We start from the raw sequence: 26,024 nt of genomic DNA on the forward strand, positions 1-26,024 counted from the left end.
AAGTAGATCTTTCTACTTTCAAAATATAATCTCGCTTTCATTAAATTTCATATTTGCTTTTGGTAATGGTGATTTGGTGGTATAATAAGCACTTTCTCCTTTATAATTTCCACGATAAACTCCATTAGGAATGCTAAATTTTCTAGTTGTATCAGGGAATTTTTCTATATATTGAGTTAAAAATTCTCTAAACACAGGAGCAGCTGTTCTAGCCCCACCTTCTGTATAACGCATAGGCTTGTTGTTATCATTTCCATACCAAATGATTGCTTCTATTTCAGGCGTAAGTCCACAAAACCAAGCATCAACACTTTTATTCGTTGTTCCTGTTTTTCCTGCTATTTCTATATCTTTTACTCTTGCATTACGCCCTGTGCCTTTTTCAACAACATTTCTCATCATATCTAAAACCAGAAAACTTTGCGCTTCATCGCTGACTTTACGCTCATTTGAGTTAAATTCCATGATGGTTTTACCGGTTTTATCCTGAACTTGTCTGATAATTTGAGGATCTTTAATCGTACCATAGTTCCCAAACATGGTATAAAATTTCGAATACTCCAAAGGAGAAATACCAAAACTTCCCAATACGATTGATAAATTAGGCGGTATATCTTTAAATCCAAATTCCATTAGTTTAGAGTAAAGAACATCAAGCCCCATATCAAGTGCGAGATTAATGGTAGCTAAATTTCTTGATCTTGTTAAAGCTTCTTTTAAGGTAATTAAACCTAAAAATTTACCCCCTTCATTTTTAGGTTTCCAATCCTCATTATTACCCGCTCCACCTTCAAAAATTCTAGAAATATCAGCAATTTCACTCATAGGCGAATATCCTAAATTAATCGCCACTTGATACACAAAAGGTTTAAAAGAGCTTCCAGGTTGACGCATACTTTGAGTAGCACGGTTATAATTACTTTTTTCATAATCAACTCCACCTACCAAAGCTAAAACATCACCACTTTGATGATTTACCACGACCATAGCTCCGTTTAAAGTGCTTAAATTTGCATCTTTATCGCGTTTTACTATCTCATCATAACCAAATTTTAAAGCATTCTGTGCCATATTTTGAACATCTAAGTCTATATTTAAAATGATTTTATATCCACCTGTTTTTAAGTCTTTGATATTAGGGCTTAATTGTTTAATCACTTCATCTACGACATAAGGAGCAGCATTTTGAGTAAGCGTATCATCATAAACTTGCGGAATTTCTTTAATGGCTGTATCATAATCTGCTTTTGAAATCCAACCTAGATTATACATTCTTGAAATAACATTATTTGCTCTTGAAATGGAAAGATCTAAATGCTTTGTAGGATCATAACTGCTAGGTGCTTTTGGCATACCTACTAACATAGCAATCTCTTTAAGGCTTAATTCATTTAAATTTTTATGAAAATACCCCAAAGCTGCGGTTTTTACTCCATAATACCCATGTCCAAAAAAAATAAAATTTAAATACCTTTCTAAAATTTGCTCTTTAGTTAAAATGGTTTCCATTTTATAAGCAAGCAAAGCTTCGCGAATTTTACGCGTAATAGTTCTTTCAGGGGTTAATTCCGTGTTTTTAATAAATTGCTGGGTAAGAGTGGAAGCTCCTTCCATGGTTTTTCCACCGCTTTTTATGATTTTTACAGCAGCTCTAAAAATGGCATCGATATTAACTCCATTATGTTCAAAAAAGCTTGTATCTTCTATAGCAACCAAAGCTTCTATAAGGCGTGGAGGAAGCTCTTCATAAGGAGCGTAAAAACGATGTTGTTCAAAAATATTAGCCACAAGCTTGCCATTTCTATCGTAAATTTGTGTTGTAAGAGGAGGTTTGTATTCTTTAAAAGTATAACCCTCAGTATCAGCACTTGTGAAAAGATAAGCCACATAAATAAATCCAGCTATAAACAAAAGAGTAAAAAATGAAAAAATATATTTTAATATTTTCATAAATAAGCCTTTAAAGTTTGGATATCAAGCCCTAAAGCAGTGCTTAGATTTCCTACTTGTTGGGTGATGAAATTTTGATGAAAACCCTCACACATAATACAACCCGCCTTGCCTTTATAAAGATCATTTTCTACATAATCTCTTAAAGCATTTTCATCAAAATTTTTAAAATAAAGCGTAGTTTTTGAAAGAGAAAAAACTCTTTTTTCAGGTTTTACAAGCAAAAAAGCCGATAAAATACTTGCATACTTTCCATTTTGCAAGGCAAGCATTTCATAAGCTTCTTTTTTATCCTTTGCTTTGGTAAGAATTTTTTCATCTATACAAACTATACTATCTGCAAAAAGCAAATTTTGGTTTTGAAAATCTTTGCCTAAAGTACTTAAAAATTGTCTTTCTTTTTCAAGAACTATTTTTTGAACATATAAAAAAGGTGAAATATTTTTATTTAAATTTTCATCATAATCAAAACTAACTTGCCTAAAATCAATCTTTGCGGTTTTAAGCAAGTTAGCTCTTGAAATGGAACTTGAAGCAAGAATTAACATTAAAGTGCTTTTTCTATCGTTTCTAAGCTTTGTTTTAAAGCTTCATTGATTTTGCTTAAATCTTTTCCACCTGCAGTAGCAAAATCATCTCTTCCGCCACCATTTCCACCTAAAATTTGCGCCGCTTCTTTAACCAAAGCTCCTGCTTTTAAAGGCACATCTTTAACGCCAGCTGCTAAAGTGATTTTTTCATCTTTTACTTGGATAAGTAAAATCACCGCTTTAGCAAATTTGTTTTTAAAATCATCAATCATAGCTTTAATATCACCATTATCTATACGTTTTACGCAAATTTCAACACCTTGGATATTTTTAGAATCAAGCTCGGTTTTACTTGAATTTTTAAGCTCATTTTTTAAACTTAAAATTTCATTTTTAAGCTTTTTAATCCCGCTTAAAATATCATTATTTTTAAGTTCATCTTTTACTTTAGAAAGTTCTTCGAGTTGATTTTTTACAAATTCTAAAGCCGCTTTAGAAACCACAGCTTCAATACGTCTAACTCCAGCACTCACACCACTTTCTTTAACTATGTAAAAACTTCCTATTTGAGCAGTATTTTTAACATGAGTTCCCCCGCAAAGTTCTTTGCTTTCACCTAGAGTTAAAACACGCACATTGCCTTGGTATTTTTCATTAAACAATGCTATAGCACCGCTTTTTTTAGCTTCTTCTAAAGGCATATTTTCTAAGATAGCTTCGCTTGAGTTTATAATCATTTTATTGACTCTTTTTTCAATGCTTTCTAGCTCTTCTTTGTTTAAAGCTTTATGATGAGTAAAATCAAATCTTAGTTTATTGCTTTCAACCAAAGATCCTGCTTGGCTTACATGAGAACCTAAAATTTCTCTTAAAGCATGATGTAAAAGATGAGTGGCTGAGTGGTGGCGTGCGATTTGCTCTCTTTTTTCTGTATCGATTCTTGCATGAACTATATCGTTAACTTTTAGTTCTTCGCCTGCTTTTATAAAGCTAAGATTGAGATTAAAAAACTTTTGCGTATCTAAAACTTCACGCTTAGCTATAAATCCACTATCAGCACTTTGCCCCCCACTTGTTGCATAAAAAGGTGTGTTTTCAAGCATCACCCAACCCGCATCTTTAAGGGTGGAAACTTCTTTAAAATCTTCATCTAAAAGGGCTAAAATTTTACTTTCGCATTCTGCTTTTTCATAACCTACGAAATGATTTTCTCCAAATTTTTCAAGTAAGTTTTTAAAATCTCCGCTTGCAGTTTTATCTCCACTTCCTTTCCAAGAAGCCTTAGCGCGTGCTTTTTGCTCATTCATGAAAAGTTCAAATTTTTCTTCATCAACTTTAAGATTTTTTTCTCTTAGCATATCAGCCGTTAAATCAAGCGGAAAACCATAAGTATCATAAAGCTTAAAGGCTACTTCTCCGCTAAAAATTTCTTTAGTGTTTTTAAGCTCTTTATTAAAAATTTCAATCCCATTTTCTATAGTGCTTAAAAATCTTTCTTCTTCAAGGCGAATTTGTTCTTTTACAAAGTCTTTTTTCTCATTAAGATAGGTATAATGTCCGCCCATTAAATCGCACACAATATCAACTAGTTTATACATAAAAGCTTGTTTAAAACCTAGCAAATATCCATGTCTTAAAGCACGACGCAAAATACGACGCAAAACATAACCTCTACCTTCTTTATCAAAACTTACCCCTTGTGCAAGCAAAAATACACTTGATCTTATATGATCAGCTATGACTCTAAAACTTGCTCCGCTTTCATAAACATAAGTTTTATTACAAAGTTTTGAAATTTCATTGATGATTGGCATAAAAAGCGAGCTATCAAAATTGCTAAATTTACCTTCTTTAATCGCTGTTACCCTTTCAAGCCCCATTCCTGTATCAATGCTTGGCTTTGGCAGTGGGCTAAGCACTCCATCAGCACTTCTTTCGTATTGCATAAAAACAAGATTCCAGATTTCTAAAAATCTATCTCCATCTCCGCCCATATAATCTTCGCTTGAGTTAAAATGCTCTTGTCCTTGGTCATAAAAAATCTCACTACAAGGACCACAAGGACCAGTATCGCCCATTTGCCAGAAGTTATCTTTATCGCCAAATTTGTAAATTCTTTCTTTTTGAATGTGTTTTTGCCATAGATTAAAAGCTTCATCATCGTTTTCATGCACGGTTACATAAAGTTTATCTTTAGGTAGTTTTAAAACTTCAGTTACAAATTCCCAAGCATAAGCTATGGCTTGTTCTTTAAAATAATCTCCAAAACTAAAATTCCCAAGCATTTCAAAAAAAGTATGATGGCGTGCGGTATAGCCAACATTATCTAAGTCATTGTGCTTTCCACCTGCTCTTATACAAGTTTGACAGCTTGTTTTGCGTGGAGGGTTTGGGCGTGGAATTTCTCCTGTAAATATACTTTTAAAAGGCACCATGCCCGCATTGGCAAAAAGTAAAGTTGCATCATCAGGAACTAAAGGACTTGACGGGGTTATCTCATGTCCTTTTGATGCAAAAAAATCCAAATAAGCTTTTCTAATATCCATGAATTTTCCTAAAGAAATTTTTATAAAAACATATCATACCAAAATTACTTTAAATTAAGTAAAACTAAAATACAATAAACATTTTTATTTAATTTTATTTCTCTAAGGTTTTTTATGAATTTTATCAATCTTCAAGCCCAATATCTCGCATACAAAGATGAAATCAATGCTGAAATTGAAAGCGTTTTATCAAGCTCTTCTTTCATAGGCGGTGCAAAGCTTAACGAATTTGAGCAAAATTTAGCTCATTTCTTAGGTGTTAAACACGCTATAGGTTGCTCAAGTGGAACTAGTGCTTTATACCTTGCCTTAAGAGTCTTAGATATTGGTAAAGATGATGAAGTTATAGTACCTAGTTTTACTTTCATAGCAACAGCTGAAGTTGTGGCCTTGGTAGGTGCAAAACCTGTTTTTGTAGATATAAATTTATCAAATTACAATCTTGATTTTAAAGCAGTGCAAAAAGCAATAACTCCAAAAACTAAAGCTGTTATAGCAGTGAGTATGTTTGGACAAATGAGTGATTTAAGGGCTTTAGAAGAAATTTTAAAAGATAAAAATATCACTTTGATCGAAGATGGTGCACAAAGTTTTGGCGCAAGTTTCAAAGGAGAAAAATCCTGCTCTATAGCTAAAATTTCATGCACAAGCTTTTTTCCTTCGAAGCCTTTGGGAGCTTATGGCGATGGCGGGGCTATTTTTTGCCATGATGATGAAATTGCTAAAAAAATAAGAATTTTACTCAATCACGGACAAACTCAGCGTTATAAACATGAATTTATAGGTATAAATGGACGCCTTGACACCTTACAAGCAGCGATTTTAAATGTTAAGTTAAAATACCTAGAAAAAGAATTAGACAAAAGACAAAAATTAGCACAAATTTATAATGCAAATTTAAAAAACTGCCAAATTCCACAAATTAATCCAAATGCTTTTAGTGCTTATGCACAATACAGCGTTTTAGTTGAAGATAGAGCTAGTGTATTGCAAAAATTTGAAAAAGCTAATATACCTTATGCTATACACTATCCAACCCCTTTGCATAAACAACCTTGCTTTAGTGAGTTTTCAAATTTAGAACTTAAAAATTCAGAATACGCAAGCGAACACATCTTATCTTTGCCTTTTTCACCTTTTTTAAGTGAAGAAGAGCAAGAGCAAGTTATTTGTATTTTTAAAGATTGATTCCATGAAAATAGGTATCATAGGCCTTGGAAAAATGGGGCAAAACCACTTAAATGAACTTAGTAAAAATTCTCATTTTAAACTTAATGCACTTTTTGATCTTTGCAAAAATCCAAACCTAAATATTTTTGATGATATTTTTTATGATGATTTGGATAAATTTTTAAATCAAAATAATGATATTATCATCATAGCAACACCTACAAATTCACATTTAATAATAGCAAAAAAAGTTTTTAAACAATGCAAATGCGTTTTAATCGAAAAGCCTTTAGCTCTAAATTTAAAAGAAATAGACGAAATTTCAAATTTAGCTAAAGAATACAGCATAAAAGTAGGTGTAGGTTTTTGCGAAAGATTTAATCCTGCGGTTTTAGCCCTAAAAAAAGAGCTTGAAAATGAAGAAATTATCAGCATTAACATACAAAGATTTTCACCCTACCCACAAAGAATCAGCGATGTAGGGATTTTGCAAGATTTGGCTGTGCATGATCTTGATTTGCTTTGTTTTTTAAGCAAACAAGAAATAACAAAAACCAATTTGCTTAAAAAATACACCCAAGATCAAACAAGAGAAAGTGAAAGCATTATTCTATGTGAGCTTGAAAAATGTATTGCTAGCATACATCAAAGTTGGAATAGCACACAAAAACTAAGAAAAATTCATCTTATTACTAAAAATCATTTTTATGAAGCCAATTTAAATGACTTTTCTTTATTAAAAGATGGAAATTTTATAGAACTTACTCAACAAAGTCCACTTTTTTCAGAACACGAAGCTTTGTTAAAACTTATCGATAATCAACCCAATCATTTAGCCAGCACGAGCGATGCTTACAAAGTTCAAGAAATTTTAGAAAGGTTTGCGTGAAATTAGTTTTATTTTTAAATATGGGCGGAGCTACGAATTTACAAGATTGTGAAGTTTTTTTAAAAAATATGTTTAATGATCCTTATATTTTAGGAATCAAAAATCGATTTTTAAGAAAATTTGTAGCATGGATCATAACAAAGGCTCGCGTTAAAGCCATGCAAGAAAACTATAAAAAAATGGGCGGAAAATCCCCTTTAAACGAACTTACTCAAAGCCTGTGTGACAAGCTTAATTTAAAACAAGATGAATTTAAATTTGATTTTGTAAATCTTTATGTTCCTCCTTTTGCCACAGAAATTTTGCAAAAATACACTTTAAATGCAAGTGATGAAATCATTCTTTTTCCACTTTATCCGCACCATTCTTGCACCACAGTAACTTCATCTTTAGAAGTTCTGCAAAATGAAATTTCAAAGCAAAAAATTCAAGCAAAAGTAAAAACTATAGATATTTTTTACAAAAATGAGCTTTATAACGAGATGATAGTTTCGCACATTTTGGCTAAAAAAAGTAAATTTGATGCCAAAATTTTGATTTTTTCAGCGCATTCTTTACCACAAAGCATTATTGATAAAGGTGATTTATATGAAAAGCATGTAAATGATCATGTAGAAATTTTAAAAGAAAAGCTAAAAGATCATTTTGATGAATTTATTTTAGCTTATCAGTCTAAACTAGGCCCTGTAAAATGGCTTGAACCAAATACAAGCGATGTTTTGGCAAATTTAAACGATAAAGCTCTGATTTACCCTATTTCTTTTTGCATTGATTGTTCTGAAACGATTTTTGAGCTAGGTATGGAGTATAAACATTTAGCAAAGTGCGATTATGATTTAATCACTTGCCCAAATGATAGTGATGAATTTATCCACTTTATTTTAAAGTATTTGTCTGATTTTAATTAAGAATGATTTTGAAGTCCTTGTTTATGATTACAAGGACTTTTTAGTAAAAATTTAGCCAACTAAGCTAAAGTATAAGCTTTTTCTCCGTGCAAACTCACATCTAAGCCTTTTTGCTCTACTTCTTCTTTTACTCTTAAGTCTGTAAAACAAGAGATAATCTTAAAAATAACAAAGCTTATAAGAGCTGACAAAACCACACAAATCACAATAGCAAAAATTTGCTCTTTTAAAAGTTCCAAACTTCCGCTGATAAAAAATCCCTCGCCGAGTGCATTTTGGGCAATCACATTAGAATTTACTTTAGCACTTGCAAAAAACCCTGTGGCAATTCCTCCCCAAATACCTCCGATTCCATGTAAAGAAAAGGCATCTAAAGAATCATCCCATTTGAGTTTGTATTTAATAAAACTTAAACCAAAATAACAAAACACAGAAGACAAAGTCCCTATAACAAGAGAAGCATAAATATCTACATAACCGCAAGCTGGAGTAATTCCCACAAGCCCTGCTACAAGCCCACTAAGTCCACCTAAAATAGTCGGTTTTTTATGGATGAGCCACTCAAGTACCACCCAAGATAAAAAGCCGCAAGCTGCTGATATAATACTTACTATAAAAGCATTGATAGCAATATCATTCATTTCGCCAGCACTTCCAGCATTAAAACCTAACCATCCTATAAAAAGCAAAATCGCACCTAAGAAAGCATAAGGAATAGAATGCGCGTTTTTATCCTCATCATCACTTTTTCTAGCGCCTACCATCAAAGCTCCTACAAGTCCAGCAACCCCAGAGCTAATATGCACAACACCGCCCCCAGCAAAATCAAGACTTCCTCTTTTAAGCAAAAATCCCTCACTGCTCCAAATCATATGTGCTAACACATCATAAACTAAAGTACTCCAAAAAAGTAGAAATATCACCAAAACACCCAGTTTAATTCTTCCCACCAAAGAGCCTGTTATGATGGCAGATGCAATAAGTGCAAACATCATTTGAAAAATCACAAAAAGAATATTTGGAACGCCTGAAGCGTTGTATCCGCTAATACCCTCTAAGAGGAAATTCTCGAAATTTCCTACAAGCCCAAGTCCTTCATCTTTACCAAAAGAAAGACTAAATCCAAGCACTACCCATTGTAAAGTAATAACACCAAAAACAATAAAGCAATTCATTATAGTATTAAGAGTATTTTTACTTCTTACCATACCTGAATAAAACATTGCCAAAGCTGGAGTCATAAGCAAAACTAGCAAAGTACACAACACAATAAAACTTGAATTTATCGCATTCATTTACCTGTCCTTTCTTACAAAAATTTAATTGCGAGATAATTATATTTAAAATGATTTAAAAAAATATAAATTTAAGAAATATTTTATATATTTTTTTTATCAAAATTTATTTTTTTATCTTAAATTACTATAAATAGGTATTTTAAAAAATATTTTACTTCTCTATAATTCAAAATTACTAGCATTAAAATAAAAATTTGAGCCAAGTTAAAAAACAACAAAGATAAAAAGGATTATTACAAGATAATGAAGAAAAAATTTGATTATTTAATAAAATTATCTGATATTAAAAAAGTAATTGCGTTTTAAAATAGCCTAAAAGCTCTTCTTTAGCTTTTAAAATATCATCAGTATTTAACTCAAGATCAATCTTATCTGGTTTTTTATAAGTTTTATCATAATACTCCAAAAGCATAACAATAAGCTTTTGCCATTCTTTTCTCTCATAACTTTGAAGCAAATCTTGGCGTAAATTTAAGCTGATATAAGGACTGATTTTTTGCACACATTGTTGAAATTTCAAAGGAGTCATTTTTTCTTGATAAATTTTTTGTATTCTTCTAACGCGATTTTCCAAAGAACAAAAACAATAAATTTTAAAAGCCTTTTGCATTTTTTCATAAAATTTCAAAGGTAAGATAATATCCCCTATTTTGCGACTTTCGCTTTCTATGAAAGCAAAATTTTCTAAATTTTGAATATTGTGAAAAAGTTCTGCTTCAAAAGCTTTTTGCGTAGGTTGTTTTCCTAAAATATCACCAAAAGACGAGCCTAAATGATTTGCCATTTTTTCTAAATTTATAGCTTGTGGGAGTTGTTCTAAAAGCTCTGTTTTTCCACAACCTGTATTACCACAAAGAGCAAAAAAATCAAAATTTATTTCATTTTCGAAATAATGCGTTACAAAAGTTCTATAAGCTTTAAACCCACCTTTTAAACGCACCACCCTAAAGCCAAGCTCACTTAAAATCACTGCGATAGACTTTGAACGCAAACCCCCACGAGAACAATAAATCCCCACCTTTTCTCCTATGCGAAAATTTTGAGTGATTTCTAATATATGCTTAGCGGTATTTTGACAAATATAACTCGCACCCATAGCCTTAGCTAAAGCTTGATTTTTCTTATAAATTGTTCCTATTTCTTGATATTCTTCATCATTGAGTGCATAAAAATTTAAAGCTCCTATCAAGTGAGAATGCAAAAATTCTCTAGGGCTTCTTGCATCGATTAAAAAAGAGAAATTTTCTTTTTGAAACTCTACAAATTCAACTTCACTGAGCATTTTTAAAAGCCAAAACAAGTTTTTGATAAACTTGCTCTATATTAGTGCCACAAACCCTAGTTTCTCCTATGGTTGTGATAAAATTTGTATCTCCTGACCAGCGTGGCACTAGATGATAATGACAATGAAAAGCTATGCCAGCTCCTGCATCCTTGCTTAAATTCATACCGATATTCACTCCATTTGCATGAATTTGCTCTTTTAAAATTTTTACCCCCAAACGCACAAAATAACTCATTTCTTGCCAAATTTCATCACTTAAATTTTCTATATGCTCTTCATGTATATAAGGAATCACCATAAAATGCCCTGCAGAATAAGGATAGCGGTTCATCACTCCAAAACAATGCTTTGCTCTAAAAATCACGCCTAATTCTTCATCGCTTTTGATCTTATTAGCACAATCACAAAATGGACAAATGCTTTTTTCTTTTTCAAAATACTCACTCCGCCATGGTGCATACAAATACTGCATTTTCCCTCCTTAAAGCAAAGCTTTTAAAGCCTTTCCTTCATCTTTTTCGCGCATAAAATATTCGCCGATTAAAAAAGCATCAACGCCTAAATTTTGCAAATGCTCTAAAAATTCTTTATTTTCTAAACCACTTTCTGCGATGATGATTTTTGAATTTGGGATTTGTGGGATAAGTTTTTCGCACAAACTCATATCCATAGTAAAATCCTCTAAATTACGATGATTGATACCAATGATATCCGCTCCAGCAAAAATAGCCTTACTCAAATCCTCTTTATCATGAATTTCAACCAAAGCCTCAAGACCTAAATGTCTTGCAAACTCAAGCAGTTTTTTAAGCTCTTTCATGCTTAGCATTTTAGCGATTAATAATACAAAATCCGCCCCATAAACCAAAGCTTCTAAAATTTGATACTCATCAAAGATAAAATCTTTTCTAAGTAAAGGAATTTGCGTATAACGGCGTATAAGACTTAAGTATTCTAAAGAACCTTTAAAAAAATGCGGCTCAGTTAAAACAGAAATCGCCGCAGCTTTGTTCTTCTCATAATTTAAAGCGATACTCAAAGGATCAAAGTCTTCTCTAATGACTCCCTTGCTAGGGCTTGCTTTTTTTACTTCTGCTATGATTTTAACTTCTTTTTCTACTCTTTTTAAAGCCTTAATCACATCTTTTGGAAAGAAAGGATTTGAAGCTAAAGAACGCCCTAACATATCATAAGGAAGTTTTAGTTTGCGTTCTTTTAAATCTTCTTTTGTTTTTTCAAAAATTTTATCCAATATCATGGTTTTATACACGCCTTTATCGCTTTTATATGAGCTTTGCTCTCATCAGAATTTGCAAATTCTTTATCATCTAATGTTTGTTTTAAAATTTCCCATGCTTGCTTACAATCGCCTAGTTTATAATACCCCCAAGCTAAAGAATCTAAATAATACAAATTCTGTGGATCTTTTTCTAAGGCAAGTTTCACAAGCTCTATACCTTTTTTAACATCTAAATCATAATCTATAAGCAAATATCCATAGTAGTTTAAATACAAAGCATTGCTATCTTTATCGATAGCCTGTTCGAATTTTTCTTTTACAGAATCAATTACTTTTGGAGTGATTTTTTTAGCTTCATTTGCAGCTTCAAATTCAAAAACTGCCGCTCGTAGAAGATATTCTTTATTTTTTGTTTTATGATAAAGAGCTAAACTCATTTTTTTAGCATCATCAAAGCGTTTTAAATTCTGATACAAAGCGAGTTTAATGTCATCATCTAAATCATACTGCAAAGAAATTTTTAAAGCTTCTTCTGTTTTGCCTTGAGAATTTAAAAGCTCAACTAAAGCCAATACAAAACTTTTATTTTTGGTAAGTTGATAAAGCTCTTTATATATACTTTTTAAAGCTTCGATATTTTTTTCATCAAAATAAATTTTAGCAAGCAAGACGCAAGTTTTGAGAGTGCAACCATTGGTTTTTCTTGAAAATTCTAAAACATTTTTAATATTTAAAGTATCATTCAAAATCGCATAAATTCCTATGAGTTTAAATAAAATTTCTTCATTTTGCACTTGATTATAAGCAGATCTATAGTATTTTGTAGCATTTTTTAAATCATTTTTTTTAACCAAAATATCACCATAAAGCTCTAAATTTCTAGGATCACTATCCTTTTTTGTTAAAAGCTCTTTCATAAGTTTTTGAGCATTGTTGATATCATTTGAATTTAAAGCATAAAGAGCACTAAGTCGCTTAAGATTGTCATTTTGATTTAAATAAGGCTTTGCTAGATTATCTAACTCTGCTTGCTTGTCAAGATTGTTTGCTAAAGTAAGTAAAAATGCATTTTCTAAAAAATTAGTATTATTATAATCTTGATAAAGACTTAAAAATTCATCTCTGGCTTCTTTGTATTGTTTATAATACTCATAATTATAAGCCTTCATAACCCTTAAATCAAAATCATTGCTTTTATATTTTGTATAATCAGGATAAACAACATTGATTTTTGAACTTCCACAAGCTGCCAAAAAAAAGGCTGCTAAGACAAATAACAAATACCTATACATTCTTTTTCTAATTCCTTTTGATGTGTTTTAAAATATTCCCAAAATGGAAAAGTTCTGCATTGTTTTGGACGAAAATCGTAGATACTACAATTTCTTTTTTGAGTATCAAAAAAAATGCAAGCAAAACCATCTTCACATTCGACTTCCTTAAAACTCATTTTAAAGCCCACTTTTCTCAAGTATTTTTCAGCAAATTCTTTGCTTTCTAAATTTAAATGCTTTCTTAATGCTTCTAATTCTTCCTTGCTCGCAAAAATATTGCCACTTTCTCCAGTGCAACACTTTCCACCGCATTTCTCACAAGCATTTTCATCAAAAGCATAAGAAAAATTTTTATCAAATATCATAACTTTTTAACCTAAATCTTAAGTGAATTTCTTGCATTTGTTTGCTTAAAATTTCATTTTCATATACAAAAAAAGGAGGTAAAATCTCACAAGGCGATTTTGAACCTTTTTTTACCTGTATCAAAACAAGTCTTGCTTTTTTGTTTTGATGTGTATGTACAAAGCAAAGCTTTGTTATTTTCATTTTCATATCTTTTAAAATAAAACAAATTTCATCTAAAGCTAAAGCTTCATAGCAAAAATACAAAGCACCATTTGGCTTAAGCATAGAATTTGTTTTAGCTAAAAAGCTATGCAAGGGTAAAAATTCCTGAAATTTACTTATAGCTTTATGCTGATCTTCACTCTTGTAAGCTCCTTGTCTATAAAATGGAGGATTGCAGACTATGAAGTCAAATTTTTTTATGATTTGAAATTGATTAAAATCATCATGAAAAATATCGCCTTGTATTTTGTTGGATTTTAAATTTTTTTCAATCAATTTTATATTTTCTTTTTGAATATCAATCAAAGATAAACTTAAATTTGCAATATTTTTTTTAAGTAAAATACCTATGATACCACAGCCCGCACCTACATCAAAAACAGCGCCTTTAATTCCTTGTTTTAAAATAAAATCAGCTAAAATTAAAGAATCACTATTGTAACGATACCCTTGTGATAATTGTGCTAGCGTAATCAGATCTGACATATATTTTAATGCGTTGGAATTTTAATGCGTTTTGGAGATTGTTCTTTAAATATATTTCGTTCTTTTGTTATATTATTATCTTCTTTAAAATTTACTGGGCTTTGTGCTGCCAAAAAAGAAATTACAAAAGTTATAAAAAAAGCAATTTTTATCATAATAACACCCCATAAAATGGTGTCCACGGCGAGATTCGAACTCACGGCCTCAAAATTAGGAATTTTGCGCTCTATCCTGCTGAGCTACGAGGACAGAAAGCGGGAAAAATCCCGCTAAAAATTTAACCGTTTCTTTTTTTGATGATTTCATCCGCAACATTTTTAGGAACTTCATCATAGTGATCAAATTCCATAGAATAAGTCGCACGACCTTGAGTTTGACTTCTAAGATCAGTAGAATAACCAAACATTTCAGCCAAAGGACAAAATGCTGTGATGATTTTATTTCCACCACGCTCATCCATGCTATTTACTTGACCACGGCGTTTGTTAAGATCTCCAATAACATCACCCATGTAATCTTCAGGAGTTTCTACTTCAACTTTCATCATAGGCTCTAAGATCACAGCACCTGCTTTTCTAGCACCTTCTTTAAAGCCCATAGAAGCAGCAAGTTTAAACGCCATCTCAGATGAATCCACCTCGTGATAACTTCCATCATAAACAGTTACTTTAACATCTTCCACAGGATAACCTGCTAAAACACCATTTTGTAATGCTTCTTGAACACCTTTATCAACTGCAGGAATGTATTCTTTTGGAATTACTCCACCTTTGATATCATTAACAAATTCATATCCACTACCTGGCTCAAGTGGTTCAAGGCGTAAGAATACATGTCCATACTGACCACGACCACCTGATTGTTTAGCGTATTTGTATTCTTGTTCAACAGTTTTTCTAATAGTTTCGCGATAAGCAACTTGTGGTTGACCTACTTCAGCTTCAACTTTAAATTCACGAAGCATTCTATCAACGATAATTTCAAGGTGTAACTCACCCATACCTGAAATGATAGTTTGGCCACTTTCTTCATCTGTAGAAACTCTAAAACTTGGATCTTCTTGTGCTAATTTATTTAAAGCAATAGACATTTTTTCTTGATCTGCTTTAGTTTTTGGCTCAACTGCAACAGAAATAACTGGATCTGGAAAATCCATTCTTTCAAGGATTACCTTATCTTTTTCACTTACAAGAGTATCCCCTGTTAAAGTATCTTTAAGTCCTACAACAGCACCAATTTCGCCTGCGTAAAGCACTTTAATCTCTTCTCTTTTGTTAGAGTGCATTTTTAACAAACGACCAATTCTTTCTTTTTTATCTTTAGTTGAGTTATAAGCATAAGAACCACTTTCTAAACAACCGCGATAAACACGCACGAAAGTAAGTTGTCCTACAAATGGATCTGTCATAATTTTAAATGCAAGTCCTGCAAACTCGCCATCATCAGTTGATTTTACAGAAACTTCTGTGCCATCTTCATATTCACCCTTGATATTTGCCACTTCATCAGGAGCTGGTAAATAAGCCACAACAGCATCAAGTAAAGGTTGAACCCCTTTATTTTTAAACGCTGTACCGCAAAGCATAGGAACGATAGAAAGACTTAAACATCCTGCTTTAATCCCTGTTTTAATCTCTTCAAGGCTTAATTCTTCTCCGCCTAAATATTTTTCCATCAACTCATCTGAAGTTTCAGAAACTGCTTCTATCATTTTTGTGCGATATTCTTCTGCCTTTTCTTTAAGTTCAGCCGGAATTTCTTTTTCTACATAATCCGTTGGCTTAGTATCATCTTCCCAAACTAAAGCTTTCATAGTTACAAGATCGATTACGCCTTTAAAATTATCCTCAGCACCGATTGGAATTTGAAGTGGAACTGGATTAGCTTTTAAACGGTTGCGAATTTGATCTTCTACATTGTAGAAATTTGCACCAATTCTATCCATTTTGTTTACAAATACTATTCTTGGAACACCATATTTATTTGCTTGTCTCCAAACTGTTTCACTTTGAGGCTGCACCCCACCCACTGAACAAAATACCGCAACAGCACCATCAAGAACACGCATAGATCTTTCAACTTCAATTGTAAAATCCACGTGGCCTGGAGTGTCAATAAGATTGATTTGATGATCTTTCCAAAAACAAGTTGTAGCCGCAGAAGTGATAGTAATCCCGCGCTCTTTCTCTTGTTCCATCCAGTCCATAGTTGCAGCACCATCATGAACTTCACCGATTTTATGACTCATACCTGTAAAGAAAAGAATTCTTTCAGATGTAGTCGTTTTACCCGCATCAATGTGAGCAGCAATACCGATATTTCTAACTTTTTTTAAAGGAGTACTTCTTGACATACACACTCCTTCTTACCAACGATAGTGAGCAAATGCTTTATTTGCTTCAGCCATTTTATAAGTATCTTCTTTCTTCTTAAATGAAGCACCTTTGCTATTTGCTGCATCTAAAAGCTCAGCTGCAAGTTTATCAATCATAGTTCTTTCGCTTCTTTTTCTTGCAAAAGAAATAATCCAACGAATCGCCAAAGCTTGTTGTCTAGCAGGACGAACTTCAACTGGAACTTGATAAGTTGCACCACCTACACGACGAGATTTTACTTCTAATAAAGGCTTAATATTTTCAATCGCATCATTAAAAATATCAATACCTTTTTTCTCGCCACCTTTTTTATCAATAGCTTCCAAAGCACCATACATAATTGTTGTAGCTGTGCTTTTTTTACCATCATACATTAAAGAATTAATAAATTTTGTGATTACTTTATTACCATAAATCGGATCAGGCAAGACTTCTCTTACCGGAGCTTTTCTTCTTCTCATTATTTTTCCTTCAAATTTTAAATTTTACTCAAACAAAATCAAATCTAACGGATTTGTCTGTATGAATGATTATTTTGCAGCGCCTGCTTTAGGACGTTTAGCACCATATTTAGAACGAGAAACTGTTCTTTTTGCAACACCTGCTGTATCAAGAGCACCACGAACGATGTGATATTTAACCCCTGGTAAGTCTTTTACCCTACCACCACGCACTAAAACAATGCTGTGTTCTTGCAAGTTATGACCTTCACCGCCGATATAGCTGATCACTTCAAAGCCACTAGTAAGTCTTACTTTGGCAACTTTTCTTAACGCTGAGTTTGGTTTTTTAGGTGTTGTAGTATAAACCCTAGTGCAAACTCCCCTTCTTTGTGGACAATTTTTAAGCGCTGGAGATTTAGATTTTTCTAAAACTTTTTTGCGCTCTTTTCTAACCAATTGATTTATGGTAGGCACAATAATTCCTTTCTTTAAAAATGTAATAAACTTTGGATGATATCTAAAATTTACTTACAAAAATATAAACTAGAAATAATTTAAATGCTTTTAAAAATTTTTATAAAATAAACCTACATAATTTACATTAATATTTATAAAACATAAACTAATTTTTAATTATTGTTTTACTTATAAAAATAATCTTACTCATTTTAGATAAAATGAAAAATTCCAAAATTGATTTTAAGAAATTACTAAAAAAGTGTTTAATCCATAGTTATAAAGCATCATACTTGATTCCAAGATTATAATAACTCCTATCTAAAAATTTAGATAGGATAAAAATCATTGTTTATTAGTATTATACTGCAAATATACCACATGGGTAGCTAAATATTCTTCAAGACCATGTTTTCCATCAGCTCCGCCTATGCCACTTTTTCTAAAGCCTGCATGAAAACCTTGCATAGCCTCAAAATTTTCACGATTAATATAAGTTTCACCAAATTTAATTTCTCTGCTAGCTCTCATTGCTATATCTAAATTTTGTGTATAAATAGAACTTGTAAGACCATATTCACAATCATTTGCCATATCAATAGCTTCATCAAGTGTATCAAATTTAGCAATAGGTAAAATCGGAGCAAAAATTTCTTTTTGCATGATCTCATCTTCGTGTTTAACATTAGTAAGAACGCTTGCAGGAAAATAATATCCACTTGTATCGGTGATTTTTCCACCACATTCTACAACTGCTCCTTTATCCGTGGCTCTTTGAAGCATTGCTAAAGCATTATCAACCCCTGTTTGATTGACAAGCGGTCCCATATCAAAATCACCCTTTAAAGTATTTCCAACGCTTACCTTACTCATGGCTTTTACAAATTTATCTACAAATTCATCATAAACACTTGTATGCACATAAGCTCTTTCAGCACAATTGCAAACTTGTCCGTTATTACAAATTCTACTTGCCTTAATCGCCTCTACTGCCAAATCAATATCCGCATCTTTGCACACTATAGCCGGTGCTTTTCCACCAAGCTCCAAAGAAACTTTAATGATATTTTTAGCCGCAGCTTCCATTACTCTAATCCCTGCTTCAACACTTCCAGTAAGACTTACCATACCTATATTTTCATTGCTTGATAATTCATGTCCTACTACACTGCCTTTACCTGCAACCAAATTAAATACACCTTTTGGCAAAGAACTTTGCGAAACAAGCTTTGCAAATTCAAAAGCATTGTTTGGAGTTTCACTGCTTGGCTTTATAACAATAGTATTTCCTGTTAGTAAAGCAGGTGCCATCTTCCTTGCGATTAAGAAAAATGGAAAATTCCAAGGTAAAATTCCACCAATTACCCCAATAGCACTTTTATATAAATATATATGTTCATTAGCTCTATCACTTTGTATGATTTCACCCTCATATCTTCTAGCCCATTCGGCCGTATAATCCATATAATCTGCTGTAAAATTAATCTCTATGCTAGCCAAAACTCTGGTTTTTCCTTGCTCTTGCATTAAAACTTCGGTTAAGAAATTAGCATTTTTGCGTATTAAACTAGCTATTTCTTTTAAATGATTTGCTCTTTCAATCGCTGGTTTAGCCTCCCAAACTTTTTGTGCTTTTTTGGCTGCTTCAATCGCTCTTTTAGTATCTTCTAAAGAAGCGCTAGCTACTCTTGAAATCACTTCTTTGGTAGCTGGATTTAAAACTTCGATAAATTCTCCATTATGTGGGATAAACTTTCCATCAATATAATTTAAATAAGTTGTCATTTTTTCTCCTTTTTTAGTCTAAGTGAAATACTTCTTCCATATTTAGCCATTTTTGTCCTGCATAGCCTAAAGATATTTGACAAGGATCTGTTACTTTCCACCATTTTTGTGTGCTTTCATCTCTTGCCATTTTAGCCATGTCTGCTTCAAAATCAGCACCTATATATTCAAAATATGCAAATAAATATTCCCCAAACAAATAAATGGAATAATTTTGTATATTGCATTCCTTAATCATCTCACAAACCCCTTCATAAGGCTTTGTGTGAAGCTCTTTGTATTCTTCTATTTTTTCTTTTTTTATTTTTATGATTTGACCGTATCTTTGCATTCATCCTCCTTTATAAATTAATAAAGCATTTTTGTAAAATATTTTATCTAGATCATCAAAAATTTTACTCTCTATAATAAGCTTGGCCCACTTAGCTGGAGTTATCTTTGCCACTGGATAATTGCTCCCAAATATAAATTTATTCTCACTAAAATTTTCTTTTAAAAAAGCAAAAAGCTCAAAAATAAATTCCTTAGGAGTTTCTTGCGAAAAACCATCAGGAATAGAAAGCTTGATATATAAATTTTGAAATTTTTTCAAAAAACTTAAATCTTTTTTGTATTCATTTAAACGATTTATTTTTGGACTTCCTAGATGATTTAAAACCACTTTTAAATTTGGATTTTTACTTAAAAATTTTTCTAAAAAACCAAGCTCTTCATTTTTAATACAAGCCTCAAAAGGTATATTGAAAGTTTTTAAAATTTCTATTTTTTCTTCAAAGTCTGCTTCAAATAGTCTTTTAGCTCCTTTTTTGCTCGTGTGCATTACTTCCCTAAAAGAACTAAGCTCTTCTTTATGCTTAAAATCCGCTAAACAAAACAAAAGATTATGAAGCTTTTTTTGCTCCAAAGCAAACAAAGCTTCCTTTTCTAAATCATCACTATTAACCTCAACATACATAGCACCTATAAATTCAAATTCTTTATATTCTTGTTTCATCCTAAAAAAATCATAATTTTGCTCTAATTTTTCATCGTCTTTTATCCATGAAATAGGTATTTTTTCCAAATCCCAAAGGTGTAGATGAGCATCAAAAATCTTTTGCATTTTTTCTCACTTTTGAGCCTATAAAGCCATACCAAGCCACATATAAAAACAAAGGTGCCATTGCTAAATACCCAGCGCCTGTACCATAATGATCATTAATAAAACCTATAATTATAGGCATAATTGCTCCACCTACTATGCTCATCACAAGCAAAGAACCGCCTAGTTTTACTTGATTTAAAGGTAAATTTTTTGTTGCTACCGCAAAAATAGTAGGAAAAGAAATAGACATAAAGAAAAATAAAGCTATTAAAAGCACTATGCTAAAAAACCCGCTAGCAAAATACAAGCTAAAGCATATAAGCACATTGATTAGAGAATAAAATCCTAAAATTTTTTCACCTTTGATTATCTTCATCAAAGGAGTAGAAACAATGCGCCCTAGCATAAATGCAACCAAAGCTATAGAAAAATAATAAGCACCTTGCGCATCTTTTAAACCTTCATTATGTTCTACAACATAATTGATAAAAAAAGCTCCTGCTGCAACTTGATTGGCTATATACAAAAACTGCGCTAAAAGCCCTAAGTTAAAATGTCTGTGTTTAAAAACATATATGGGCTTAGAATCATCTTTTTGCTTATAATCATCACTTACCGCACTTCCTTCTGGAAGCTTATTTGCAACAAAAGCAATTAAAATCAAAATAACAATGACAGCAATTCCTATATAAACAAGCTGGACATTTCCCATATTAGCTACCAATGCAGCCTCGATTTGCTCTTTACTCGCACCCTCTTCTTGTTTAGTAATAGATAAAAATAAAGCTCCGCCTATAATAGGTCCTACAAATTGCCCCAAACCATTAAAACTTTGCGCAGCATTGATTCTAAAACTCGCATTTTTTTCATCACCAAGCTTTGTCATGTAGGGATTTGCACTAGTTTCTAAAGAACCAATACCACAAGCTAAAATAAAAAACGCAAACAAAAACAAATGAAAAGAAGCCAAATTTGTAGCAGGTATAATAAGCAAAGCTCCTATGGCATAAAGAGCTAAGCCAAAAATGATTCCCATTTTATAAGAAAATCTATTGGCTATATAACCTGCGGGTAAGGCTATGATAAAATAAGCACCAAAATAAGCAAACTGTAAAAAACCACTTTCATGCTGGCTAATATGAAGATGATTTTGAAAATTTTTATTCATCACATCAATAAGTCCATAGCTTACTCCCCATAAAAAGAAAAGAGAAGTTACCAAAACAATAGCTATTTTTATATTTTTAGAATCAGTCATTTTTTACTCCTTAGTTTTCATCCCAATTTAATGCTCTATCTAAATGCACATAACCTCCATCTGGCATTAAAATTTGCCCTGTAGTATGTGAAGCAAGGGGACTAAGTGTAAAAACCGCTGTATTTGCAATTTCCTCTATGGTAGTAAAACGATGGCCTAAAGGTATAGCTTTTGCGATTTTTTCATATTGCTCTTTAGGATTAGGAAAATTTTGCAGCCATTTTTCATAAAGAGGAGTCATAACTTCAGCAGGAGCTATAGCATTTACCCTAACATTATCCTTAGCAAAAGCACAAGCCCATTCTCTAGTAAAACCCATTTGAGCCGCTTTGGCCGAAGCATAAGCTGAAGTTCTTCCTTGTCCTGTGATGCCTGTTTTACTCACTATATTTAAAATACTGCCTTGTTCTTTTTTAATGTAAGGCAAACATTCTTTGGTCATAGTATAATAATGAAAAAGATTATTTTCATAAGATTTTATCAAATCTTGAGTACTTGTATTTTCAATATGTAAATTATCATTTGTACCTGCATTATTTACAAGAGCATAGATTCCACCATGTTTGATAGCAACTTTTTTTACAAGCTTTTCAATTTGCTCATAATTTTTTAAATCAATTTCATAAAATTCATACTCACTAGATAATTTTTTTAATTCTTTATCGTGCTCTTTAGGCATAGATCTTGAAAAAATTACAGGAATTCCGCCTTCGCTTGCCCATAATTTAGCAATACCATACCCAATACCTTTAGCCCCTCCTGTAATAATACAAACCTTATTTTTAATTTTTAAATCCATTTATTCTCCTTTATCTAAATTTAAAGTTATTTTTAAATGTATTAATACCAATACACCTAAAATTGCTATCAATGCTAACACTATAAGTCCAAACTCAACTCCAAAATGATTTTCTATATATGTTTTTAAAGTAGGAGCTACAAAACCTCCTAAATTTCCCAAGGATCCTATAAGAGCAATAGCAGCCGCGGCTCCTTTTCCTTTTAAAACTTGAGTTGGCAAATTCCAAAATATAGGCTGAATGACTATAAAACCTATAGCAGCCAAGCTAATAAAAAATAAAAATGCCGCCAAATTTGTAACAAAAGTTGAAGCTATCATGCTCAAACTTGCTAGCAGTAAAAATAAAATCGCATGTAAATTCCAAGAATGTTTTTTATCAGCCAATGAGGTAAATATTGGCAAGGCGATAAAAACAAAAATCCAAGGTATGGCATTTAAAAGTCCAACTTCAAAACCTACATTTATTTGCAATATTTGGGCAATTTTACTTGGTAAATAAAAAAGCACTCCATAAACACTTAATTGAATACAAAAATAAACAAATACAAATTTCCACACCAAAATACTTTTAAAAATATCTTTTATAGAATAATCCTTAGCTTTAGTATTGGAAATTTCAATATATTTTAGCAAAATATCTTTTTCTTTTATATCTAACCATTTTGCATCTTTTGGATGTGAATCAAGATAAAATAAACAAAAAATACCTACTAAAACGGTAATACCTCCTTCTATTAAAAACATCCATTGCCAATTTTTAAAATATATATTTGGTGTATAATCAAGTATAAAACCGCTAATTAAAGAACCAAAAACAAAAGCAATTGGAACTCCCATTTGATAAATTTCATAAGCCTTAGATCGATATATAGCTGGGAAAAAATAACTAAGGTATAAAATAATGCCTGGACTAAAACCTGCTTCAGTTAAACCCAATAAAAATCTTAATACATAAAAACTTATTTCTCCTTGTATAAAAATCATTGCCATAGTTACAAGACCCCAAGTGATCATTATACGGCTCAACCAAATTTTTGCTCCTAATTTATGCAAAAATAAATTTGAAGGCACTTCAAAAATGGCATAACCTATAAAAAATATTCCAGCACCCAAAGCATAAGCAGCCTCACCGATGCCTGCATCAATTTCTATATGAGATTTCACAAAGCTAATATTTGTCCTATCAAGCATAGAAAGACAAAACATCAAAACAATCAAAGGCAAAATACGCCAAGATATTTTTTTACATACTAACTCTAACTTTATTGAATTTGCATGTTTCATCACTTTACCCTTTAACAAGTTGTAGCAAGTCTCCAAACTGAAAAATCATTTTGCTCGTTAAGCTCTGCTTTTACCAATTCTCCATCTGAAATTCGCACGATTAATTCTATAAGCTCATCACGCACTTCTTCTTTTGTTTTTACCCCATCTATAATGCTTCCTGCGTTAATATCAATAGCATCATTCATATTTTCATAACAAAAAGTATTAGAACTCATTTTGATAGTAGGTACGATAGCAGAACCCGTTGGAGTGCCACGACCTGTAGTAAAAACACAAATATTTGCTCCACCTGCAACCATAGCACTAAGTTGTTCTATATCATTGCCTGGTGTATTCATAAAAGTTAAACCTTTAGAAACTACAGGCTTAGCATAATCAATCACATCCATTAAGGTTCTAGTTCCTGCCTTATAAACACAGCCTAAAGATTTTTCCTCTATAGTACTAAGCCCGCCTGCCATATTTCCTGGGCTAGGATTTGCTCCTCGAATATCAGCATGAAAAGATTTGACTAAATTCTCATAAGCTAAAATCTTATCATATACCTTTTTAGCTATTTCATCGTTTTTTGCTCTCTTAGCTAGTATGGCTTCACAACCTATAAGTTCTGTAGTTTCTGCTAAAATTACCGCACCACCCTCATCGATTACAAAATCACTCAAACTTCCTAAAGCAGGATTAGCACTAAGTCCGCTATAGCTATCACTTCCACCGCATTCTGTGCCTAAAATCAAATCACTGAAATCTCCTTCACTTTTTTGTAATTTTGCAGCACTTTCAAGCATTTCATTGACTATTTTGATACCATTTTCAATGGTATTTTTACTACCACCACATTCTTGTATCACTAAATATTCAACCTTTTTATAAGGCGTTGCTTCTTTGATTTTTTCTGCTACTGCTTTGGCTTGTATTACCTCACAACCAAGCCCTATAATTAAAACACCAAAAACATTGGCATTGCTCCCATGACCTATTAAAACATCTCTAGTTTGTAAAGCATCAAATTCAAGCTGGGAGCAACCATGCTGATGGTTGATATAAACTGCTCCATTACATTTTCTAGCTATATTTTCACACACTTTATTAGCACAATGTACACTTGGTATGATAATAACTTTATTTCTTAAGCCAAATTTTCCATCTTCCCTTCTATAACCCATTATCTTTTTCATTTTCATTCCTTATCTCCACGACCTCTAATTCCCGCAGTATTATGGATATGCACCCATTCCCCTGTACTAATATCGCAACTTGCACTAGCTATAGCTTCTGCGTATTTGATAATAATTTCATCTTTTTTTATATCCTTTAGTGCAAATTTATGTCCGCTTGCAATATCATTTAAAAGCTCAATATTTGTCACTTTTTCGCCTTTTTTAAAGTCACGCAAAGCTGTGGCAACATTATCTTTTTCATTGACTATAATATATCCTTTCATAGTTTTATACCTGTTTCTTTTTCTATAGTTTTAATAAGCTCTTTTGCTTCATCAAAGCGAGTGTTTAATTCTTCTTTTGTAGCAGGTGATAAAGGATGAATACTAGCATTTACAAATTCAAATCCTCTGGCCTTTAAAAGCAAAGCAAAACCCATAGGAAAAGCTATGCTCATACCAAATCTTATGGCCTTTAATAAACTTTTTTGTATTAGCAAAGCTCTGCCTATATTTTTTTCATTGATTGATTTGTAAATTTCGCTCATAAGTTCTGGAAAAACTCCACCTATGCTAGTCATAGAACCTTTTGCACCTGCTAATAATGCACCTACATAAAATTCTTCTCTTCCTACAAAAACATCAAAATTACTAGGTACTACATCTAAAATATGATTTAAAAGCAAAGCATCTCCGCTACTATCTTTTATACCCACAACATTATCAAGCTTTGAAACCTTTTCTATAAATTTTAAGCTTAGTGCTGGTGCAAAAAGAGGTATATTATAAACATATAAGGGAAGTTTCACTTCAGAAGCTAAATATTTTACATATTCAAAAAGTGCATCTTCACTCAATTTATAATAATAAGGCATAGCAAGTAATAAGGCATCAAGACCTAATTCATAAGCTTTTTGCGCCAAAATAAAAGTGTTTTCATAAATTGTCGAGGTAATACCCGTGATGATAGGTATATTATTTTTTGTAGCCTTTTTGGTGAGTTTCATTAACTTAACTTGCTCTTCCACGCTCAAAGCTTGAGAATTCCCTGCACTTCCATTACAAAACAATCCGTTCAAGCCTTTAGAAATACCAAATTCACAATAGCGAATAAATTCTTTTTCATTGATACTTCCATCATCTTTATATGGAGTAAGTAAAGCCGGTAAAGTTCCTTTTAAAATTCCCATTTTTTTCCTTTCGTATATACAAAAATATATTTATATACAAAA

General features: G+C 32.0%; 26 protein-coding genes and 1 tRNA gene. 3 read left to right on the top strand and 24 right to left on the bottom strand.

Features of this window, described 5'->3' with window-relative positions:
- Window positions 1-18: 18 nt before the first annotated feature.
- From FBF10_RS03430 to alaS, 3 genes are read right to left on the bottom strand one after another with little or no spacing between them, the layout of a single operon-like run.
- Window positions 19-1,950, bottom strand: a complete 1,932-nt coding sequence (locus FBF10_RS03430) for a penicillin-binding protein 1A (RefSeq protein ID WP_002867666.1) — start codon at window positions 1,948-1,950, stop codon at window positions 19-21.
- A complete protein-coding gene (maf, locus tag FBF10_RS03435) occupies window positions 1,947-2,498 on the bottom strand; it encodes a septum formation inhibitor Maf (protein ID WP_002855005.1) in 552 nt (183 codons plus the stop codon). Before maf ends, FBF10_RS03430 begins: the two co-directional genes overlap by 4 nt.
- Window positions 2,498-5,026: an alanine--tRNA ligase gene (alaS, locus tag FBF10_RS03440; protein ID WP_002889202.1), complete on the bottom strand. Its 2,529-nt coding sequence runs from the start codon at window positions 5,024-5,026 to the stop codon at window positions 2,498-2,500. The genes maf and alaS overlap by 1 nt, the downstream gene beginning before the upstream one ends.
- A gap of 114 nt (window positions 5,027-5,140) precedes the next feature.
- Between alaS and FBF10_RS03445 the strand changes: the two genes are divergently transcribed.
- The 3 genes from FBF10_RS03445 to hemH are packed head-to-tail and all read left to right on the top strand — an operon-like array spanning window position 5,141 to window position 7,993.
- Window positions 5,141-6,214: a DegT/DnrJ/EryC1/StrS aminotransferase family protein gene (locus FBF10_RS03445; protein ID WP_002868051.1), complete on the top strand. Its 1,074-nt coding sequence runs from the start codon at window positions 5,141-5,143 to the stop codon at window positions 6,212-6,214.
- 4 nt (window positions 6,215-6,218) lie between these two features.
- Window positions 6,219-7,085 carry a Gfo/Idh/MocA family oxidoreductase gene (locus FBF10_RS03450; protein ID WP_002889199.1) on the top strand — a complete coding sequence of 289 codons (867 nt, stop codon included), beginning with the start codon at window positions 6,219-6,221 and terminating at the stop codon, window positions 7,083-7,085.
- The gene (gene hemH, locus FBF10_RS03455; protein WP_002859048.1) at window positions 7,082-7,993 is read left to right on the top strand and encodes a ferrochelatase; all 912 of its coding nucleotides are present in this window, start codon (window positions 7,082-7,084) and stop codon (window positions 7,991-7,993) included. Before FBF10_RS03450 ends, hemH begins: the two co-directional genes overlap by 4 nt.
- Before the next feature lie 59 nt (window positions 7,994-8,052).
- On the opposite strand, the gene FBF10_RS03460 is transcribed toward hemH, so the two are convergent.
- The 21 genes from FBF10_RS03460 to FBF10_RS03560 form a co-directional block, all read right to left on the bottom strand.
- Complete coding sequence (locus FBF10_RS03460; protein WP_002875581.1) at window positions 8,053-9,288, bottom strand: ammonium transporter; 1,236 nt, start codon at window positions 9,286-9,288, stop codon at window positions 8,053-8,055.
- Window positions 9,289-9,574: 286 nt separating this feature from the next.
- Window positions 9,575-10,573 (bottom strand): tRNA 2-selenouridine(34) synthase MnmH, encoded by a 999-nt coding sequence (mnmH, locus tag FBF10_RS03465; protein WP_024266087.1) that lies wholly within the window; start codon window positions 10,571-10,573, stop codon window positions 9,575-9,577.
- A complete protein-coding gene (locus FBF10_RS03470; protein WP_002854919.1) occupies window positions 10,563-11,048 on the bottom strand; it encodes an HIT domain-containing protein in 486 nt (161 codons plus the stop codon). The genes mnmH and FBF10_RS03470 overlap by 11 nt, the downstream gene beginning before the upstream one ends.
- 9 nt (window positions 11,049-11,057) lie before the next feature.
- Window positions 11,058-11,834 (bottom strand): indole-3-glycerol phosphate synthase TrpC, encoded by a 777-nt coding sequence (trpC, locus tag FBF10_RS03475; protein WP_002854779.1) that lies wholly within the window; start codon window positions 11,832-11,834, stop codon window positions 11,058-11,060.
- Window positions 11,831-13,108, bottom strand: a complete 1,278-nt coding sequence (locus tag FBF10_RS03480; RefSeq protein ID WP_002855132.1) for a lipoprotein — start codon at window positions 13,106-13,108, stop codon at window positions 11,831-11,833. Before FBF10_RS03480 ends, trpC begins: the two co-directional genes overlap by 4 nt.
- A complete protein-coding gene (locus tag FBF10_RS03485; RefSeq protein ID WP_002855009.1) occupies window positions 13,081-13,455 on the bottom strand; it encodes a YkgJ family cysteine cluster protein in 375 nt (124 codons plus the stop codon). The genes FBF10_RS03480 and FBF10_RS03485 overlap by 28 nt, the downstream gene beginning before the upstream one ends.
- Entirely contained in the window at window positions 13,445-14,146 is a 702-nt protein-coding gene (locus FBF10_RS03490; RefSeq protein WP_002854777.1) for a tRNA1(Val) (adenine(37)-N6)-methyltransferase, read from the bottom strand. The genes FBF10_RS03485 and FBF10_RS03490 overlap by 11 nt, the downstream gene beginning before the upstream one ends.
- A 5-nt stretch (window positions 14,147-14,151) precedes the next feature.
- Window positions 14,152-14,301 (bottom strand): hypothetical protein, encoded by a 150-nt coding sequence (locus FBF10_RS03495; RefSeq protein WP_002854981.1) that lies wholly within the window; start codon window positions 14,299-14,301, stop codon window positions 14,152-14,154.
- A gap of 17 nt (window positions 14,302-14,318) precedes the next feature.
- A tRNA-Arg gene (locus FBF10_RS03500) sits at window positions 14,319-14,395 on the bottom strand.
- 28 nt (window positions 14,396-14,423) lie between these two features.
- On the bottom strand, window positions 14,424-16,499 hold the full coding sequence (gene fusA, locus FBF10_RS03505; RefSeq protein WP_002797112.1) for an elongation factor G: 2,076 nt from the start codon (window positions 16,497-16,499) through the stop codon (window positions 14,424-14,426).
- 12 nt (window positions 16,500-16,511) lie between these two features.
- Window positions 16,512-16,982 (bottom strand): 30S ribosomal protein S7, encoded by a 471-nt coding sequence (gene rpsG / locus FBF10_RS03510; RefSeq protein ID WP_002779471.1) that lies wholly within the window; start codon window positions 16,980-16,982, stop codon window positions 16,512-16,514.
- A 69-nt stretch (window positions 16,983-17,051) separates the two neighbouring features.
- Complete coding sequence (gene rpsL / locus FBF10_RS03515) at window positions 17,052-17,438, bottom strand: 30S ribosomal protein S12 (protein ID WP_002782934.1); 387 nt, start codon at window positions 17,436-17,438, stop codon at window positions 17,052-17,054.
- 327 nt (window positions 17,439-17,765) lie between these two features.
- The gene (gene aldA, locus FBF10_RS03520; protein WP_002859043.1) at window positions 17,766-19,205 is read right to left on the bottom strand and encodes an aldehyde dehydrogenase; all 1,440 of its coding nucleotides are present in this window, start codon (window positions 19,203-19,205) and stop codon (window positions 17,766-17,768) included.
- A gap of 13 nt (window positions 19,206-19,218) precedes the next feature.
- Window positions 19,219-19,536: an L-rhamnose mutarotase gene (locus FBF10_RS03525; protein ID WP_002837607.1), complete on the bottom strand. Its 318-nt coding sequence runs from the start codon at window positions 19,534-19,536 to the stop codon at window positions 19,219-19,221.
- Entirely contained in the window at window positions 19,537-20,307 is a 771-nt protein-coding gene (locus FBF10_RS03530) for an amidohydrolase (protein ID WP_002837605.1), read from the bottom strand. It lies immediately after the preceding gene.
- Window positions 20,291-21,547 carry an L-fucose:H+ symporter permease gene (fucP, locus tag FBF10_RS03535; protein ID WP_002868189.1) on the bottom strand — a complete coding sequence of 419 codons (1,257 nt, stop codon included), beginning with the start codon at window positions 21,545-21,547 and terminating at the stop codon, window positions 20,291-20,293. The genes FBF10_RS03530 and fucP overlap by 17 nt, the downstream gene beginning before the upstream one ends.
- A gap of 10 nt (window positions 21,548-21,557) precedes the next feature.
- Window positions 21,558-22,346 carry an SDR family oxidoreductase gene (locus tag FBF10_RS03540; RefSeq protein ID WP_002825115.1) on the bottom strand — a complete coding sequence of 263 codons (789 nt, stop codon included), beginning with the start codon at window positions 22,344-22,346 and terminating at the stop codon, window positions 21,558-21,560.
- Complete coding sequence (locus tag FBF10_RS03545; RefSeq protein ID WP_057033309.1) at window positions 22,347-23,633, bottom strand: MFS transporter; 1,287 nt, start codon at window positions 23,631-23,633, stop codon at window positions 22,347-22,349.
- Between the two features lie 11 nt (window positions 23,634-23,644).
- Entirely contained in the window at window positions 23,645-24,811 is a 1,167-nt protein-coding gene (locus FBF10_RS03550) for a UxaA family hydrolase (protein ID WP_002837600.1), read from the bottom strand.
- A 2-nt stretch (window positions 24,812-24,813) separates the two neighbouring features.
- On the bottom strand, window positions 24,814-25,077 hold the full coding sequence (locus tag FBF10_RS03555; RefSeq protein ID WP_002888151.1) for a UxaA family hydrolase: 264 nt from the start codon (window positions 25,075-25,077) through the stop codon (window positions 24,814-24,816).
- The gene (locus tag FBF10_RS03560) at window positions 25,074-25,982 is read right to left on the bottom strand and encodes a dihydrodipicolinate synthase family protein (protein WP_002888153.1); all 909 of its coding nucleotides are present in this window, start codon (window positions 25,980-25,982) and stop codon (window positions 25,074-25,076) included. The genes FBF10_RS03555 and FBF10_RS03560 overlap by 4 nt, the downstream gene beginning before the upstream one ends.
- Window positions 25,983-26,024 lie beyond the last annotated feature (42 nt).

Origin of the sequence: Campylobacter sp. CFSAN093249 (assembly GCF_011067895.1) — a bacterium.
In the GTDB taxonomy this organism is placed as follows: domain Bacteria; phylum Campylobacterota; class Campylobacteria; order Campylobacterales; family Campylobacteraceae; genus Campylobacter_D; species Campylobacter_D jejuni.

Coding starts and splice junctions, on each gene's coding strand:
- FBF10_RS03430 (WP_002867666.1), bottom strand. CDS start 1,950: ATGAAAATATTAAAATATATTTTTTCATTTTTTACTCTTTTGTTTATA.
- maf (WP_002855005.1), bottom strand. CDS start 2,498: ATGTTAATTCTTGCTTCAAGTTCCATTTCAAGAGCTAACTTGCTTAAA.
- alaS (WP_002889202.1), bottom strand. CDS start 5,026: ATGGATATTAGAAAAGCTTATTTGGATTTTTTTGCATCAAAAGGACAT.
- FBF10_RS03445 (WP_002868051.1), top strand. CDS start 5,141: ATGAATTTTATCAATCTTCAAGCCCAATATCTCGCATACAAAGATGAA.
- FBF10_RS03450 (WP_002889199.1), top strand. CDS start 6,219: ATGAAAATAGGTATCATAGGCCTTGGAAAAATGGGGCAAAACCACTTA.
- FBF10_RS03460 (WP_002875581.1), bottom strand. CDS start 9,288: ATGAATGCGATAAATTCAAGTTTTATTGTGTTGTGTACTTTGCTAGTT.
- mnmH (WP_024266087.1), bottom strand. CDS start 10,573: ATGCTCAGTGAAGTTGAATTTGTAGAGTTTCAAAAAGAAAATTTCTCT.
- FBF10_RS03470 (WP_002854919.1), bottom strand. CDS start 11,048: ATGCAGTATTTGTATGCACCATGGCGGAGTGAGTATTTTGAAAAAGAA.
- trpC (WP_002854779.1), bottom strand. CDS start 11,834: ATGATATTGGATAAAATTTTTGAAAAAACAAAAGAAGATTTAAAAGAA.
- FBF10_RS03480 (WP_002855132.1), bottom strand. CDS start 13,108: ATGTATAGGTATTTGTTATTTGTCTTAGCAGCCTTTTTTTTGGCAGCT.
- FBF10_RS03485 (WP_002855009.1), bottom strand. CDS start 13,455: ATGATATTTGATAAAAATTTTTCTTATGCTTTTGATGAAAATGCTTGT.
- FBF10_RS03490 (WP_002854777.1), bottom strand. CDS start 14,146: ATGTCAGATCTGATTACGCTAGCACAATTATCACAAGGGTATCGTTAC.
- FBF10_RS03495 (WP_002854981.1), bottom strand. CDS start 14,301: ATGATAAAAATTGCTTTTTTTATAACTTTTGTAATTTCTTTTTTGGCA.
- fusA (WP_002797112.1), bottom strand. CDS start 16,499: ATGTCAAGAAGTACTCCTTTAAAAAAAGTTAGAAATATCGGTATTGCT.
- rpsG (WP_002779471.1), bottom strand. CDS start 16,982: ATGAGAAGAAGAAAAGCTCCGGTAAGAGAAGTCTTGCCTGATCCGATT.
- aldA (WP_002859043.1), bottom strand. CDS start 19,205: ATGACAACTTATTTAAATTATATTGATGGAAAGTTTATCCCACATAAT.
- FBF10_RS03525 (WP_002837607.1), bottom strand. CDS start 19,536: ATGCAAAGATACGGTCAAATCATAAAAATAAAAAAAGAAAAAATAGAA.
- FBF10_RS03530 (WP_002837605.1), bottom strand. CDS start 20,307: ATGCAAAAGATTTTTGATGCTCATCTACACCTTTGGGATTTGGAAAAA.
- fucP (WP_002868189.1), bottom strand. CDS start 21,547: ATGACTGATTCTAAAAATATAAAAATAGCTATTGTTTTGGTAACTTCT.
- FBF10_RS03540 (WP_002825115.1), bottom strand. CDS start 22,346: ATGGATTTAAAAATTAAAAATAAGGTTTGTATTATTACAGGAGGGGCT.
- FBF10_RS03545 (WP_057033309.1), bottom strand. CDS start 23,633: ATGAAACATGCAAATTCAATAAAGTTAGAGTTAGTATGTAAAAAAATA.
- FBF10_RS03550 (WP_002837600.1), bottom strand. CDS start 24,811: ATGAAAAAGATAATGGGTTATAGAAGGGAAGATGGAAAATTTGGCTTA.
- FBF10_RS03555 (WP_002888151.1), bottom strand. CDS start 25,077: ATGAAAGGATATATTATAGTCAATGAAAAAGATAATGTTGCCACAGCT.
- FBF10_RS03560 (WP_002888153.1), bottom strand. CDS start 25,982: ATGGGAATTTTAAAAGGAACTTTACCGGCTTTACTTACTCCATATAAA.